17 protein-coding genes are annotated in these 16,046 nt (G+C 44.6%); 8 read left to right on the top strand and 9 right to left on the bottom strand.

The genetic code is table 11. The features are described 5' to 3' along the window. Window positions 1–93 precede the first annotated feature (93 nt). The 3 genes from OCV12_RS01620 to argR all read right to left on the bottom strand — a co-directional run bounded on the left by OCV12_RS01620 (window position 94) and on the right by argR (window position 4,715). On the bottom strand, window positions 94–2,673 hold the full coding sequence (locus tag OCV12_RS01620) for a TRAP transporter permease (protein ID WP_261885211.1): 2,580 nt from the start codon (window positions 2,671–2,673) through the stop codon (window positions 94–96). A gap of 259 nt (window positions 2,674–2,932) precedes the next feature. After that, window positions 2,933–3,901 carry a TAXI family TRAP transporter solute-binding subunit gene (locus OCV12_RS01625; protein WP_017630725.1) on the bottom strand — a complete coding sequence of 323 codons (969 nt, stop codon included), beginning with the start codon at window positions 3,899–3,901 and terminating at the stop codon, window positions 2,933–2,935. A gap of 343 nt (window positions 3,902–4,244) precedes the next feature. Next, window positions 4,245–4,715 (bottom strand): transcriptional regulator ArgR, encoded by a 471-nt coding sequence (argR, locus tag OCV12_RS01630; protein WP_004740827.1) that lies wholly within the window; start codon window positions 4,713–4,715, stop codon window positions 4,245–4,247. Between the two features lie 332 nt (window positions 4,716–5,047). Here argR and mdh point away from each other — a divergent pair, with 332 nt between their 5' ends. Beyond that, entirely contained in the window at window positions 5,048–5,983 is a 936-nt protein-coding gene (gene mdh / locus OCV12_RS01635; protein WP_009847834.1) for a malate dehydrogenase, read from the top strand. Between the two features lie 124 nt (window positions 5,984–6,107). Next, complete coding sequence (locus OCV12_RS01640) at window positions 6,108–6,302, top strand: hypothetical protein (protein ID WP_102432791.1); 195 nt, start codon at window positions 6,108–6,110, stop codon at window positions 6,300–6,302. 100 nt (window positions 6,303–6,402) lie between these two features. Here OCV12_RS01640 and ispB read toward each other — a convergent pair whose 3' ends face one another. Beyond that, a complete protein-coding gene (gene ispB, locus OCV12_RS01645; RefSeq protein WP_261885212.1) occupies window positions 6,403–7,374 on the bottom strand; it encodes an octaprenyl diphosphate synthase in 972 nt (323 codons plus the stop codon). Between the two features lie 268 nt (window positions 7,375–7,642). On the opposite strand from ispB, the gene rplU reads away from it, so the two are divergent. The 6 genes from rplU (at window position 7,643) to folA (ending at window position 11,593) form a co-directional block, all read left to right on the top strand. Beyond that, window positions 7,643–7,954 (top strand): 50S ribosomal protein L21, encoded by a 312-nt coding sequence (gene rplU / locus OCV12_RS01650; protein WP_004740823.1) that lies wholly within the window; start codon window positions 7,643–7,645, stop codon window positions 7,952–7,954. A 19-nt stretch (window positions 7,955–7,973) separates the two neighbouring features. Continuing rightward, window positions 7,974–8,231 (top strand): 50S ribosomal protein L27, encoded by a 258-nt coding sequence (gene rpmA / locus OCV12_RS01655; RefSeq protein ID WP_004735905.1) that lies wholly within the window; start codon window positions 7,974–7,976, stop codon window positions 8,229–8,231. A gap of 266 nt (window positions 8,232–8,497) precedes the next feature. Then, on the top strand, window positions 8,498–9,670 hold the full coding sequence (cgtA, locus tag OCV12_RS01660) for an Obg family GTPase CgtA (RefSeq protein WP_017632186.1): 1,173 nt from the start codon (window positions 8,498–8,500) through the stop codon (window positions 9,668–9,670). A 164-nt stretch (window positions 9,671–9,834) separates the two neighbouring features. Further along, a complete protein-coding gene (locus OCV12_RS01665) occupies window positions 9,835–10,602 on the top strand; it encodes a threonine/serine exporter family protein (RefSeq protein WP_239830036.1) in 768 nt (255 codons plus the stop codon). After that, window positions 10,602–11,075 (top strand): threonine/serine exporter family protein, encoded by a 474-nt coding sequence (locus OCV12_RS01670; RefSeq protein ID WP_261885213.1) that lies wholly within the window; start codon window positions 10,602–10,604, stop codon window positions 11,073–11,075. The genes OCV12_RS01665 and OCV12_RS01670 overlap by 1 nt, the downstream gene beginning before the upstream one ends. Window positions 11,076–11,113: 38 nt before the next feature. Continuing rightward, entirely contained in the window at window positions 11,114–11,593 is a 480-nt protein-coding gene (gene folA, locus OCV12_RS01675; protein ID WP_261885214.1) for a type 3 dihydrofolate reductase, read from the top strand. 56 nt (window positions 11,594–11,649) lie between these two features. On the opposite strand, the gene OCV12_RS01680 is transcribed toward folA, so the two are convergent. The 5 genes from OCV12_RS01680 to surA all read right to left on the bottom strand — a co-directional run bounded on the left by OCV12_RS01680 (window position 11,650) and on the right by surA (window position 16,038). Continuing rightward, the gene (locus OCV12_RS01680) at window positions 11,650–12,453 is read right to left on the bottom strand and encodes a symmetrical bis(5'-nucleosyl)-tetraphosphatase (RefSeq protein WP_261885215.1); all 804 of its coding nucleotides are present in this window, start codon (window positions 12,451–12,453) and stop codon (window positions 11,650–11,652) included. 29 nt (window positions 12,454–12,482) lie between these two features. After that, window positions 12,483–12,863: a Co2+/Mg2+ efflux protein ApaG gene (gene apaG, locus OCV12_RS01685; protein WP_004735899.1), complete on the bottom strand. Its 381-nt coding sequence runs from the start codon at window positions 12,861–12,863 to the stop codon at window positions 12,483–12,485. 88 nt (window positions 12,864–12,951) lie between these two features. After that, entirely contained in the window at window positions 12,952–13,767 is an 816-nt protein-coding gene (gene rsmA, locus OCV12_RS01690; RefSeq protein WP_017632191.1) for a 16S rRNA (adenine(1518)-N(6)/adenine(1519)-N(6))-dimethyltransferase RsmA, read from the bottom strand. Beyond that, a complete protein-coding gene (pdxA, locus tag OCV12_RS01695; protein WP_261885216.1) occupies window positions 13,764–14,753 on the bottom strand; it encodes a 4-hydroxythreonine-4-phosphate dehydrogenase PdxA in 990 nt (329 codons plus the stop codon). Before pdxA ends, rsmA begins: the two co-directional genes overlap by 4 nt. After that, window positions 14,743–16,038 carry a peptidylprolyl isomerase SurA gene (gene surA / locus OCV12_RS01700; RefSeq protein WP_261885217.1) on the bottom strand — a complete coding sequence of 432 codons (1,296 nt, stop codon included), beginning with the start codon at window positions 16,036–16,038 and terminating at the stop codon, window positions 14,743–14,745. Before surA ends, pdxA begins: the two co-directional genes overlap by 11 nt. Window positions 16,039–16,046 lie beyond the last annotated feature (8 nt).

Below are 16,046 nucleotides of genomic sequence, written 5' to 3' on the forward strand. Positions count from 1 at the left end.
TTAAGCAGCGCCTAGTGCTTACCAAGCGCTGTCATTATCTTTTCCATGTAATAAAAAAGCCAAATAGGGTTGAGCACTACTTGGCTCTATCCATTACGCGCTAATCTCATCCTTACGAGCACGTCTTCTTTGGTTCATCGCTAAACCAATCAAAATCAGTAGGGCAGGCAAGAATACCCACTCTTTCATCGGTCGATCTGCGTCTTGGATAACTGATTTAATTTCCCAATCAAAGTCAATGCCGGCTGCTTCTGCTGGGCTGCCAAACTCAACCATATCAACAATCATCTTGTCGTCGGCTTGTGTCAGCATAAGGCCCATTGAAGCAATACGGTCTTCACTTGTTTTCGCAGAATCTTCAAATGGAAGGCGAACCGTCTTCTCAGAATAGTTACCTTCTAAGTTTTCGCCACCTACTCTCAATTCAAGTGATTGTCCCACAGATAGATTTTCTGTGATTTGAGCGATCTCAACTCCAGGTGAAAGAACTTTCTCTGGGTAGATCATGTCCCACCAGAAACCTGGGCGGAAGAAAGAGAAGGTCAGAACGATAAGCAGCACCGTTTCCCACCACTTGTTCTTCGTGAACCACCAACCTTGTGTCGCTGCTGCAAAGATAAGTACCGCAGTCACAGAGGAGAAAATTGTCAACGCTAAGTGCCACCAAGAATCAATACCCATCAATAGAAGTTGGGTGTTGAAGATGAACATGAATGGCAGAATCGCGGTACGAATATCGTAGGTAAAGCCTTGAATACCCGTACGAATCGGATCGGATTTCGCAATCGCGGCTGCAGCAAACGCTGCTAGACCAACTGGAGGCGTGTCATCAGCAAGAATACCGAAGTAGAATACGAATAAGTGCACCGCAATCAGTGGGATGATAAGACCGTGCGCAGCACCTAGGGTCACGATTACCGGAGCCATCAGCGTTGATACAACGATGTAGTTTGCTGTGGTTGGTAAGCCCATACCTAGGATCAAGCTGATTACCGCAGTAAATAGCAGCATAAGAATGATGCTACCGCCTGAGATAAACTCAACGAAATCAGTCATTACAAGGCCGATACCCGTCAGAGTCACTACGCCTACAACCGTACCAGCAGCAGCGGTCGCTACACCGATACCGATCATGTTACGTGCGCCTGAAACCAAGCTCTCTGCTAGGTCAACGAAACCGGCTTTAGTTTGCTCTGCAAGATCGTCAGATTTGTTCATCAGAGTCATTAAAGGACGCTGAGTGATCAAGATAAAGATCATGAACACTGTTGCCCAGAATGCAGATAGGCCTGGAGAAAAACGTTCAACCGTTAAACACCAAACTAGTACTACGATAGGCAGTAGGAAGTGCAAACCAGATTTAATCGTTGGACCTGGATCTGGAACTTCTTTTAGATCCGCATCGATTTCCATACCGCCTTCAGCTGCGTATTTTGCTGATACGCGAACCAGAGCAACATAAGCGATCAATAGCGCCACAGTTACGATTGGTGTTGCCGCATCGCCAAATACATCTTTCGTCCAACCCACACCGTAGTACACCGCGGCACTGATAACACATAGACCTAAAATGGTGCCAGTGAAAGACAGCAGGCTTTGTACGATAGTTGGCGTGTGACGACGAGGTAGGCCTGTCATGCCTGCTTTACATGCTTCTAGGTGAACGATGTAAATCAGAGCGATGTAAGAAATCAGAGCTGGCAGTAACGCTGCTTTGATAACTTCCACATACGAGATGCCCACATACTCAACCATCAAGAATGCCGCAGCACCCATGATAGGTGGTGTTAATTGACCGTTGGTTGAAGCCGCTACTTCTACTGCACCTGCTTTTGTACCAGGGAAACCAACACGCTTCATTAGCGGGATAGTAAAGGTACCCGTGGTTACCACGTTTGCAATAGATGAACCGGATACTAGGCCAGATAGACCAGAGGCTACAACGGCTGCTTTTGCTGGACCACCTTTCATATGACCAAGCAGAGAGAATGCAACCTTGATGAAGTAAGCACCAGCCCCCGCACGTTCTAGCATTGCACCAAACAGTACAAACAAGAATACAAATGAGGTTGATACGCCAAGAGCTACACCGAATACACCTTCTGTTGTTAGCCACAGGTGCGACATTGCCTTGTTCAGGCTCGCACCTTTATGGGCGATAACGTCTGGCATGTGTGGACCGCCAAAGGTGTAAAGTAGGAATACTGCCGCCACAACCATAAGAGGTGGACCTAAAGCGCGTCGTGTTGCTTCAAGCAGTAGAACCATGCCAAATACGGCTGCAACAATATCGAATGTTGTTGGTGCGCCTGAACGACCGGCAAGTTCAGTGTAGAAAATATAGATATAAGAAGCTGAAAAACTACCTACTAGCGCCAATATCCAGTCGACTGCTGGGATGCGATCCCGCGGCGAGCTCTTCATGGCAGGATAAGCGGTAAAGGCTAGGAAAATAGCGAACGTAAGGTGAATTGCTCGAGCTTCAGTGTCGTTTAAAATTGCGAAGTTAAAAATGAACGGCAGCGGAGATGCATACCAAAGTTGGAACAGTGACCAACATAGAGGCACAAACCATAAAATACGGCCTTGGATACCGCGAGGGCTACGCGCACCAGTGTCTGATTGTGCCACCATTTCTTGCACATCTGGAGACGGTGATGTTGTCTGCGTCATGTACTTTATCCTTATTATTGATGGTCTGCCTTTCTTACGAACAACGAGACGTTATTTATTTCCTATCTAGTGTAGTGAATAGATAGGGAAATGCGTTTGTTTGTTTGTTCGTCTTTGTCTTAGGCTTGATACGAAGGTAAGTTCGCCAAATTGGAGAAACTTAAAGGTTTGCTCTTTTCACTTAAGTTATTTTTATAAAACGTGAAAAGCCAATAAGGAGGGCTAGCCTCCTTATTGGTGTAGTAGGCTTAAAGTAGAGTTACTTTAGAAGGCCCACTTCTTTGTAGTATTTTTCTGCACCTGGGTGAAGAGGGATAGAGATACCCGCTTTAACCATGTCTTCTTTCTTCAGGTTAGCAAATGCTGGGTGTAGGCGTTTGAAAGTGTCAAAGTTTTCAAATACTGCCTTAGCAACGTTGTATGCAACTTCTTCAGAAACGTCTGAAGTTGTTACCATAGTTGCTGCAACACCGAAGCTGTTTACGTCAGCGTCTGTACCGCGGTACATGCCAGCAGGAACTGTGCTGTAAGCGTAGTATGGGTTTTCAGCTACGATCTTGTCGATCTGTGGACCTGTTGCTGAAACCAGTTTTGCATCACAAGACGTTGTTGCTTCTTTGATTGATCCGTTCGGGTGACCAACCATGTAGATGAATGCATCAATCTTGTTGTCACAAAGTGCTTGTGAACGCTCAGAACCTTTAAGTTCAGAAGCCAGCTTGAAGCTATCGTTTGTCCAACCCATAGCGTCCATTACAACACCCATAGTTGCACGGTCACCAGAGCCTGGGTTACCAATGTTTACACGCTTACCTGCAAGGTCAGAAACATTGTTGATGCCAGCATCGGTACGAGCAATGATGTTGAACGGTTCTGTATGTAGAGAGAACATAGCGCGAAGTTTCTTGTATTCGCCCTGATCTTTGAACTTACTTGTACCGTTGTAGCCGTGGTATTGCCAGTCCGATTGAACAACACCGAAATCTAGTTCACCAGCACGGATGGTGTTAACGTTGTAGATTGAACCACCAGTAGACTCTACAGAACAACGAATGTTGTGGTCTTTGCGGCCCTTGTTCACTAGCTTACAAATCGCACCACCAGTTGGGTAGTAAACACCCGTAACTGAACCAGTACCAATTGTGATGAACTCTTGAGCGTTAACTGCGCCAGCGCCCATTACAGCAGCTGCAATAGCACCAACTTTAATAAGTTTGGTAAATGCCATGAATTTCCCTTCCTTTATTCATTATTAACCCTGAAACAAGTGTAGTTGTTTCTGGAGTTTCCTATTTGGAAACGGCACCTTTTTCAATCCATGTGATGAAAAAGTGTCTGAATAATATCAAAAATTGGCAGAAAATTACTCGAATGTTAAAAGATATAGCTAAAAAATCTAACAAATGATGCGTAGATCTCGTGTTTAACTTGCTACTGAGTTTTTTAAAATCAATGGTTTAGTGTTGTTCAGAGGAAGGGGAGGTAGATATTCTAGGATGTGATTTGGATCACGAAGCAAATAGATATTCGTGATCCATTAATACGATGGATAGTTATGAAACTATGAGCAATTAGCCAGCGTATTCAAACAGTTCGCACACTGAATCGAACAGTTGCTTGGTCGTTACCGATAAGGTTGGTGTAATAAAGATAGTGTCATCGCCTGCGACTACGCCCAGTATGCCTTCCGACTTGCCTAGTGAGTCTAATAAACGCGCAATCAGCTGCGCTGCACCAGGGCCTGTGTGTATCACAACCAATGCATTGTTGTGGTCAATATCTAATACTAATTCTCTTAGCGAGCTAGAAACGGTTGGAACACCCAGTTCAGCAGGAAGACAGTAAACCATCTCCATTTTCGCGTTACGAGTTCGAACAGCACCAAACTTGGTTAACATACGCGAGACTTTAGATTGGTTGATGCTTTCAAAACCTTCGTGTTTGAGGGCATCAACAATTTCGCCCTGTGAGCCAAAACGTTCTTCTTTTAGTAAGGCTTTAAATGCACGAACTAAGTTGTCTTGCTTTTCTGTATTGCGCATATGTCATTCTTATTCATTAACAAAGATGTTTGCATATTCTCGCATACATATTCAATTTTAGCCAAAACATCCCTGTAATTTGTTAGTCATATCACTGTAAATATTTAATAGAATAATGTGTTATTTGCGACGACTTATTTTGTTATTTCAGACGATTATCGCCATAATGCGAACTTGCTGTGTAGCACGGTTTTATTGACTTGCGCGAAGTCGCAAAGCTAGCGTTAATTGATTGTAATCACTTTGTGATTAATATAGTTTTTTAACTTAGATTTAGCTCAAGAATTACCCTACAAAGAATCTATAAGAGAAAGCTCTCAAGGAGAATAACAATGAAAGTAGCTGTTATTGGTGCCGCTGGTGGCATCGGTCAAGCCCTAGCCCTACTACTTAAGAACCGCCTGCCTGCTGGTTCAGATCTTGCACTTTACGACATTGCACCGGTAACTCCGGGTGTCGCTGCCGATCTTAGCCATATCCCAACGCCTGTTTCGATCAAAGGTTACGCGGGTGAAGATCCAACTCCAGCACTAGAAGGTGCGGATGTTGTGCTTATTTCTGCAGGTGTTGCTCGTAAGCCTGGTATGGATCGTGCGGATCTTTTCAATGTGAACGCTGGCATTGTTAAGTCTCTTGCAGAGAAAATCGCAGTTACTTGTCCTACTGCTTGTGTTGGTATCATCACTAACCCAGTCAACACAACAGTGCCAATCGCTGCTGAAGTACTTAAGAAAGCTGGCGTTTACGACAAGCGTCGTCTATTCGGTATTACTACTCTTGATGTAATTCGTTCAGAAACGTTTGTTGCTGAGCTGAAAGACAAAGATCCAGGCGACATCCGTGTTCCTGTAATCGGTGGTCACTCAGGTGTAACTATCCTTCCTCTACTTTCTCAAGTTGAAGGCGTAGAGTTCACTGACGAAGAAATCGCAGCACTAACAACTCGTATCCAAAACGCGGGTACTGAAGTAGTAGAAGCTAAAGCTGGCGGCGGCAGTGCAACACTATCTATGGGTCAAGCGGCTTGTCGTTTCGGCCTTGCGCTAGTGAAAGCTCTTCAAGGCGAAGAGAACGTGATTGAGTGTGCATACGTTGAAGGTGAAGGCGAGCACGCACCATTCTTCGCTCAACCAGTTAAGCTAGGTAAAGAGGGCGCAGAAGCGATCCTTAGCTACGGCGAACTGAGCGACTTCGAACGTAACGCTCTAGACAGCATGCTAGAAACGCTAAATGGCGATATCGAGATTGGTGTTGAATTCGCTAAATAAGCGATACAGCACTAACTCAGGTTAAAATTGCTAATAAGAGCCGGTCATTATGATCGGCTTTTTTGATCCTTGGATTTGCCTCATTCGTAAACAGTGTTTTAGAGATGCGAGTGGAGCAAGAATTATGAGCCGTATTCAGAAAGGAATGAACGTCCATTTCCATTTAGGTCGATTGGGAAAGATCCTCGTTATAGATGAACAAGAGCAATTTGCGCTGGTTGAGTCATACAACAGCCACGAGCAGTATGCAGTGCCGTTGGAAGAGATTGAAGAGGTCGAAGCTCAACTTCCATTGTCGTTAGAGTCGAGTCGTTACTGAGAGTGGATTTGGAAAGATTTTCGTGAGGACCAAAAAAGAGCCCTGAGGCTCTTTTTTATTATCTATGTAATGTTGTCTGTATAGAAGACGGTCTACAAAGTTACTTGCTGCGTTTAACAGCCAAGTGAGCAAGTGTGGTCAGTGCTTGCTTATATTCAGAGTCAGGCAGTATAGAAAGCTCAGCAATCGCTTTGTCGGCTTCTTCATAAGCCTTATTAGTCGTGTACTCTAATGAGCCTGTCTCTTTCATTACAGCCATAATCTCGTCGAGACGCTCCATCCCGTTGGCTTTTTCAATAGCTTCACGAATCATGCTTGCTTGTTCAGGAGAACCATTGTGCATTGCGTAAAGTAGAGGCAGTGTTGGTTTGCCTTCAGCAAGATCGTCACCAACGTTCTTACCCATCTCTTTACCATCAGCAGTGTAGTCCATCACATCGTCAATCAGTTGGAATGCAGTGCCTAGGTATTTACCGTAGTTCTGCATAGCGGTTTCGATTTCAGGTGACGACTCAGTAAGAATCGCGCCGATTTGGGTCGCGGCTTCGAATAAGCGAGCAGTCTTAGAGTAAATAACCTGCATGTAGCTTTCTTCTGTGGTGTCGGGGTTATTGCAGTTCATTAATTGTTGAACTTCGCCCTCGGCAATCACGTTTACCGCTTCACTCATTAGCTCAAGGATCTTTAAAGATCCTAGCGTTGTCATCATTTGGAACGAGCGAGTGTAAATAAAGTCACCCACCAAAACGCTAGCGGCATTACCAAAAGCTGCGTTGGCTGTCGCTTTACCGCGTCTCATGTCCGATTCGTCGACGACATCATCATGAAGTAGGGTTGCTGTGTGAATAAACTCGATAAAGGCTGCAGAGGTGATATGAGCTTCACCTTGGTAACCAAGAGCGCGAGCAGATAAAAGAGCAAGCAAAGGGCGTAGGCGTTTACCACCGCCGCTAACGATATAAAAACCAAGCTGGTTGATTAAACTTACGTCAGAATTAAGTTGGGCTTGAATTGTTTCATTCACTTTTGCCATATCATTGGCAGTAAGCGTTTGGATAGCTTTAAAATCCATTGTTCATCCGGCTGAAGTTAGACCCTGTAAGGCTTATACGTTGTATTTAATTGTTGAATAATACACTAAAAAACGTTGATTAATACATCGCTAAAGGGCATGATTGCCGCACTTTTCTTTGGCGAACAGGTTTTCGCCAATTTTTTAAAAATATGGCTTGTCATAGCGCCATGATTCCCGTAGAATCTGCGCCCTATTGATTAGTTTAGCGCACACCCGAGTTGTACAAATAACAACCATAGGCTGTGCGGAAAAAGCGGAGTAAAATATGTACGCTGTTTTCCAATCTGGTGGCAAACAACACCGAGTAAGCGAAGGTCAAACACTTCGTTTAGAGAAATTAGACGTTGAAACTGGTGCAACTGTTGAATTTGATAAAGTTCTTCTTGTTGCTAACGGCGAAGAAATCGCTGTTGGTGCACCTCTTGTTGAAGGTGGCAAGGTTACTGCAGAAGTAGTACAACACGGTCGTGGCGATAAAGTAAAAATCGTTAAGTTCCGTCGTCGTAAGCACTCGCGTAAGCAAGCTGGTCACCGTCAGTGGTTCACTGAAGTGAAAATCACTGGCATTAACGCTTAAGTATTAGGAGAGTTTAACAATGGCACATAAAAAAGCTGGCGGTTCTACTAATAACGGCCGCGATTCAGAAAGCAAACGTCTTGGTGTTAAGCGTTTTGGTGGTGAATCTGTTCTTGCAGGTAACATCATCGTTCGTCAACGTGGTACTAAGTTCCACGCTGGCACAAACGTTGGCATCGGTAAAGACCACACTCTTTTCGCTCTTACTGAAGGTAAAGTGAAATTTGCTGTTAAAGGTCCTAAAAACCGTAAGTTTGTAAGCATCGAAGCTGAGTAATTTAATCTTTAACTAGATTATTTTAATAGCTTTCAAGCTGAATTCAAAAGCCCTGCCGATTCGGCAGGGTTTTTTATTTATAGCGAGAATAAAAAAGCAGACGCTCTTGTCTTAGCTTTAATAAGCTTAAAGCAAAGAACCTCTCCTTCTTTGTTCCTTGGTTGCAGGTCGGCCTAGATCTTAGGTGATCGATCTAAACACGGATCTGCTAGAATTTATATCACTCCATGATGAGTGGTAACGCAACGTAAGTGCGGAGTTAAAAAATGAAATTCGTTGATGAAGCGGTAGTAAAAATAGAAGCCGGTGATGGCGGTAATGGTACAGTAAGCTTTTGGCGCGAAAAGTTCGTCGCTAAAGGTGGTCCTGATGGCGGCGACGGCGGTGACGGTGGTGATGTTTACATCCAAGCGGATGAGAACTTAAACACACTGATCGATTACCGTTTCCAACGTTTTTACAATGCAGAGCGTGGCGAGAATGGTCGCGGCGGTAACTGTACTGGTAAACGTGGTAAAGATATTACGCTGAAAGTACCAGTTGGTACGCGTGCGGTTGATATCCATACCAACGAAATCGTTGCTGAAGTTGCTGAACACGGCAAAAAAGTAATGGTTGGTAAAGGTGGTTGGCACGGTCTTGGTAACACGCGTTTTAAATCGTCTGTTAACCGCGCTCCTCGTCAAAAGACAATGGGTACTAAAGGTGAAGTTCGTGAACTGCGTTTAGAACTTCTTCTATTAGCCGACGTTGGTATGCTTGGCCTACCAAACGCAGGTAAATCTACCTTTATTCGTTCTGTATCTGCAGCGAAACCAAAAGTAGCGGATTACCCGTTCACAACTTTGATCCCAAGCTTGGGCGTGGTGAGTGTGGTTCCTGAGAAGAGTTTCGTAGTAGCCGATATCCCAGGTCTAATCGAAGGTGCTGCTGATGGCGCGGGCCTTGGTATTCGTTTCTTGAAGCACCTTGAGCGTTGTCGTGTTCTGCTTCATATGATTGATATTATGCCGATCGATGAATCTGATCCTATTCAGAACGCACTGACAATCATCGATGAACTTGAGCAATACAGCGAAAAAGTGGCACAAAAACCTCGTTGGTTAGTATTCAACAAAGTTGACCTAATGCCAGAAGAAGAAGCAGACGAAAAGATTCAAGAAATCATCGATGCTTTAGGTTGGGAAGGCGAATACTTCAAGATCTCTGCTGTGAACAAAATGGGCACAAAAGATCTTTGTTTCAAATTAGGTGAGTTCATGGAGAACCTACCTCGTGAAATTGAAGAAGTTGAAGAAGAAGAAAAAGTAGACTTTATGTGGGATGACTACCATAAAGATGCGATGAGTGGTAAGAATGTCGTTACTGAAGATGATGACGACTGGGATGATTGGGACGACGAAGAAGATGACGGTCATGTTATCTACGTTCGTGACTAATCCTCGTATTTCTTTGAACACTTAGGTCGCTTCTTCTAAAGAACGCCGATAGTTTTATTAAACCGCAATGAAAATTGCGGTTTTTTTGTATCTAAATCATTATGTACTGTCGGATTTTAATGCAGAATTTATTCTAACTAGTTAACGCCTATGGGAAGGAAATCATGGCATCAAAGCAAAGAGCGATCTCTCGATTGGTCGCTCAGTCAGGACAAATGTTATTGGCACACGGTGCTGAAAGCACTTTAGTTGGTGATATCATGCGCCGCATTGGCATCGCTTGCGGTGTTGACGAAGTTGAAGTCGCACTATCAGCCAATGCGCTTGTAGTCACGACTGTGATGAATGATCACTGTATTACCACCACTCGAAGCTGTGCTGATCGTGGCATTAACATGCAAGTGATCACCGACATTCAACGAGTTTGTATCATGATGGAGAAGGGAATTCTCGATTATGGATTGGCGTATAAGAAGATCCAAAGCATCAGCCCTGAGCGTTATAACCGTTGGATAGTGGTCGTGATGATAGGGCTGTCGTGTGCCTCTTTTAGTCGTCTTGCGGGCGGTGATTGGCAGGTATTCATGATGACCTTTATTGCCTCTGCTTGTGGCATGATCGTCAGACAAGAGATTGGTCATCGCCATTTCAATCCGCTATTAAATTTTGCGATCACGGCTTTCGTGACCACCACCATTTCGGCTCAAGCTGTGCTTTACAATATTGGCGGTCAACCCACGATTGTGATGGCTTCGTCGGTGTTGATGCTTGTGCCAGGCTTCCCTCTGATTAACTCCGTTGCAGATATGCTTAAAGGTCACATAAACATGGGCTTAGCGCGTTTTACCATGGCCAGTCTGCTCACACTAGCGACAAGCTTAGGTATTGTCGCTGCGATGAGTCTGTCTGATGTTTGGGGGTGGGCGAGCTAATGAGTCTTTTTGAATTATTTCTAGGTTTACTCAACGATATGTTTTTCGCCGCGATTCCCGCTGTCGGATTCGCATTGGTATTTAATGTTCCACAACGCGCCTTAATTTATTGTGCGCTGGGCGGTTCTATTGGCCACGGCAGTCGTTATTTGATGATGCACTTTGGTGTCCCTATTGAGTGGGCCACCTTTTTTGCCGCGACAATAGTAGGCATGATTGGCGTGCATTGGTCGCATAAATTGTTAGCGCACCCTAAGGTGTTTACGGTCGCAGCTTTGATTCCAATGGTGCCGGGTGTCTTTGCCTTTAAAGCGATGATTGCCATGGTTGAGATAAACAGAGCAGGGTACAGCCCTGAATTACTGGCAATGTTGATGGAGAACTTTTTGAAATCGATGTTCATTATCGCCGGACTGGCGGTTGGCTTAGCTGTGCCTGGGCTGTTATTCTACCGCCGTAGACCTATCGTCTAGCATCAATTTTCTCCAGTTAAGGACAGGACTTTCGATTTATGATCATCAGCATGATTGCAGCAATGGCAAACAACCGTGTAATAGGTAAAGACAATCAGATGCCTTGGCATTTACCTGCGGACTTCGCATGGTTCAAGCGCTCAACTATGGGTAAACCTGTCGTAATGGGACGTAAGACTTACGATTCAATCGGGCGTCCTCTACCAGGTCGATTGAATGTTGTGATCAGCCGTGATGAGAGCTTAGAGATCGAAGGGGTGACGACGGTTACTTCTATTGAAAATGCTCTGGAGCTTGTTAGTGATGTTGAAGAGGTGATGATTATCGGTGGTGGTTCAATCTATGAAAGTTGCCTACCTAAAGCGGATAAGTTGTACCTAACCTATATCGATTTTGATGTTGCTGGCGACACTCAATTCCCAGACTGGGGAGAAGGTTGGAAGCAGAGCTTTAATGATACGTATCAAGCGGATGAGAAAAACAAACACAATATGGTGTTTGTGATTCTCGAGCGCTAAGTCCTAATTTAAAAACACTTGCTCTGCAGCACGAGTAGCGCAAGTGTTCCGTATATCTATAACGCTTTTTGAGTAAAAAACTGTTTGTCTTCCCAGCGAAGTGCCGTTAGCTCTCCGCCCCAAACACACCCAGTATCAAGCCCAATCACATCCTTTCCGTTATAGCCCTCAAGTGCTGCCCAGTGCCCAAATAGCACGGTTTTATCTAACTGAATTCTCTGAGGGAGGTCAAACCAAGGAATGTATTCGTTGTCAGTAACTTCCTTTGGAGGTAGCTTGCATCCCATGTCTAACCGCCCGTCAGGAAAACAGAAGCGCATACGTGTAAAGCTATTGATCGCGTATTGATAACGTTCTATATCGCTCAGATCTTTCGACCATAAGTCAGGAGCGTTGCTGTACATGTTCTCAATCAGCCACTTCCATTTTTTTGAGCGCAATAGACCTGTGATCTTTTTGTTCTCTTTACGCGCTCGCTTTACTGTCCATTGCGGCGATATCCCCGCATGGGTCATGACAAATTGATCATGCTCTTGCATCAACGGCTGCTCTCTAAGCCACTCAAGTAACTCATCTTTGTCATCAGCATCTAGGATCTGCTGAGTTTGATCTTTCTTTTTTGCTGGAAAAAGACCAAGCGAGACGGCGAGCAGGTGTAGGTCATGATTGCCTAATACTACCTTCGCAGATTCCCCTAAAGACCGGATAAATCTGAGTGTATCAAGTGACTTAGGGCCCCTTGCGACCAAGTCACCAGCGACCCACAAAGTGTCTTTTTGTTTATCAAATTTAACGGTTTTAAGTAAGAGTTGAAGTTCGTCGAAGCATCCTTGGATGTCTCCGACAATATAATTCGACACAGTATTTTCCTGTAGATGCTGAAGTATAACTAATTGAGAATATTCGGGATCGCGAGTCTGAATGGATCGACCTCAGTGATGAAATCAATGCCTTTGTTATCGGTCATCACATAGTGACCCTGCATAACACCCACGGGGGTTTCGATGACGGTACCACTTGTGTAAGTGTATTCGTCATTGGCTTCAATCACGGGTTGTTGTCCAACCACGCCATCACCTTCAATGGTGAGTTGCTTGCCGTTAGAGTCGGTAATTAACCAGCGGCGAGACATCAGCTGCACCGTTGTTTTACTTAGGTTTTTGATGGTTATGATGTAGGCGAAGACGTAACGGTTCTTCGTTGGTTCTGATTGTTCCTCTATGTATTTAGAGTGAACCTGGCATTTGATACAAGGCGTAGATATATCCATATTCGCACCTTTTGTTGTTGGTATACTTAATGTAATTAAAGTATTACATAAAAAAGGCTCCTAACCGAAGTGTAGGAGCCTTTTTTATTTATTTATCAGCGTTGTGACTGTCATGCAGCCAGTTTGCCATGTCGACAAACTGCTCGAGCGTTAAGTTCTCAGGGCGCATGCTAGGATTGATACCAAGCTCTTCAAGCACTTCCTTATCAATTAAGCTCTTGTAGCAGTTACGAACCGTTTTACGACGTTGGTTAAAGCCTTCACGACAAACACGATCTAACCATTTTAGATCTTTTGCTGGGTAAGGTAACACTTCATATGGTTGTAGGCGTACAACTGCAGAGTCTACTTTCGGTGGCGGAACGAAAGCCGTTGGTGGCACTTCCAGCACTGGCGTTACTTTGCAGTAGTATTGAGCCATTACAGTAAGACGACCGTAAGCTTTGCTGCCAGGGCCTGCTGCCAAACGGTTAACCACTTCTTTTTGAAGCATAAAGTGCATATCTTGTACGTCTTTATGGAATTCAAAAAGGTGGAACATCAAAGGTGTAGAGATGTTGTATGGCAAGTTACCAAAGATGCGTAGCTTATTGTTTGGCTTAACAAGCTCTTGGAAGTCGAACTTCATCGCATCGCCTTCGCGGATTGTTAGCTTGTCAGCTAAATCCGGATGGTTACGAAGACGTTCTGCAAGGTCTCTATCCAATTCGATAACAGTAAATTTATCGACAAGCTTACCTACAGGCTCAGTAATAGCGCCAAGGCCTGGGCCGATTTCTACTAGGTTTTGACCTGGTAGTGGGTTAATGCTCGATACGATGCCATCAATAATGTATGGATCGTTAAGGAAGTTTTGACCAAAACGTTTACGCGCTTTGTGTCCTAAGTGGACATCATTTCTCATTGCTTTTTCTCTACTAATTCAATGGCGTGCGTGAGCGCTGTTCTAAAGCTCCCTGTATCGGCTTGGCCTTTCCCTGCCAAGTCTAAGGCGGTACCGTGGTCGACTGATGTGCGAATAAACGGTAAGCCAAGCGTGATGTTCACTGAGCGACCAAACCCTTTGTATTTCAATACCGGGAGTACTTGGTCGTGATACATACCTAAAACAGCATCTGCATCTTGCAAATATTTTTCATTAAAGATGGTGTCTGCTGGCAATGGGCCAACTAAATTGATGCCATCTTTTTGGCGAATTTTTTCTAGCGTAGGGGTGATGGTTTCTATTTCTTCACGACCCAAACAACCATCTTCACCTGCATGTGGATTCAAGCCACATACGTAGATAGTTGGTTTCTCAATAGCAAACTTTTCAACCAAGTCTTTATTCAGAATCGCAATAATTTGCTCTAATCTGTCTTCGGTTACGGCTTGAGATACATAAGCTAGTGGGATATGTGTTGTTACTAGCGCAACACGCAGCCCTTCAGTTGCCAACATCATCACCACGAGCGGTGTATTGGACTTCTCTGCAAAGAACTCAGTATGGCCGCTAAAAGCAACGCCAGCTCGGTTAATTACACCCTTGTGAACAGGGCCGGTGACAATAGCATCAAATTCATCATTCATACAGCCAATTGCTGCGGTTTCTAAAGTATTTAATACGTAATGACCGTTAGCCTCGTTGAGTTGGCCAGCAGTAGCCGTTTCAGCGAGTGGAACATGTTTCACAACCAGTGTGCCAGAGCGTTGTGGTTGCTTAGCCGCATCTGCGTCGTAGTCCAGCAGCTCTACGTCAATACCTAGGATTTTCGCTCGCTCGGCTAGCAGTTTCTTATCGGCACAAACCACGAGTTGATGAGGCCAGCTCTCTTGAGATAGAGCCAGAGTTAAATCTGGTCCTATCCCTGCTGGTTCACCCGCGGTAATGACAATGCGTTTAGTTGTCATCTTGGTCGCCCTCAACCATTTCAACAAAGGCACTTGCTCTTACTTCTTGTAACCAAGCACCAGCTTCTTCGTTGAACTTACGGTTAAATAAAATTTGGTAAGCCTTGTTCTTCAACGCTGAATCCGTACGGTCAACCTCACGACGGTCAAGAACTTCAACGATGTGCCAGCCATGAACGGTCTTAAATGGCGCGCTGATTTTTCCTTCAGGTAGCGTTTCTACTTGGTGCTTGAATTCTGGTACGTACAAGTCAGGTGTTTGATAGCCTAGCTCGCCGTCTTGAACCGCTGAACCCGGATCTTGGCTGTATTGTTGAGCGAGGTCACCGAAGCTCGCTTCACCAGCATTTACGCGGCGTGTGATTTCTTCAAGTTGCTCCTTCGCGCCATCATCACTTAGGATCACCGTAGGCTTAATCAAAATATGGCGTGCATTCACCTCAGTTACCGCTACGGTTTCTAGGCCTTTCACATCTTCAATTTTTAGAATGTGGAAGCCAACACCGCTACGGAATGGGCCAATGATGCTGCCTTTGTTCTGCATTTTGATTTGGTCTGCAAAGATGGTTGGCATCTCTTCTTTACGCATCCAACCCCAATCACCGCCTTGCAGTGCTTTAGGGCCCTTAGAGTAAGTATAAGCCATGGTGCTGAAGTCTTTGCCTGAGTTTAGTTCTTCAACTAAATCTTTAGCTTGAGCTTCTAGCTCTTCTTTTGTTTGATCATCATTAAAGCGAAGTTGAATGTGACCAATTTTGTATTGAACCGTCGCGTTAGTCTCTTGCGCTAAGATGTCTGCAAGGTTATCGACTTCTGCTGGAAGAATGTTGATACGACGACGAACGAGCGCGTTACGAGCTTCGCTTGCTGCGATCTCTTTTCTTACTTGCTCACGAAATGCATTGTAGCTCAGGCCTTCTTCAGCAACCGATGCGGTAAGTTGTTCTACGGTTTGGTTGTTGTCTTTCGCGATGCCTTCGATTGCTTGATCAAGTCGGGCATCATCAATACGAACCCCGATACGTTCCGCTTCTTGAGTTTGAATCGTATCGATGATCAGTTTTTCTAGCACTTGTTCATTCAACACATCTTGTGACGGTAATGTTTGACCACTTTTCTTAGCGTTTGCGCGTAGCGTTTTCATCGAAGCATCGATGTCACTTTGCAAAATCACGCCTTCGTTCACGATCACTTTTACGCTATCTAGTTCAACCGGGGCTGCGTAGCTTGTTGATAAAGTAAAAGCTGCTGCGATAGCTATTAATGTGCGTTTCCACAATGTCATGTGTAATC

It is taken from the genome of Vibrio pomeroyi, from assembly GCF_024347595.1.
Taxonomy (GTDB): domain Bacteria; phylum Pseudomonadota; class Gammaproteobacteria; order Enterobacterales; family Vibrionaceae; genus Vibrio; species Vibrio pomeroyi.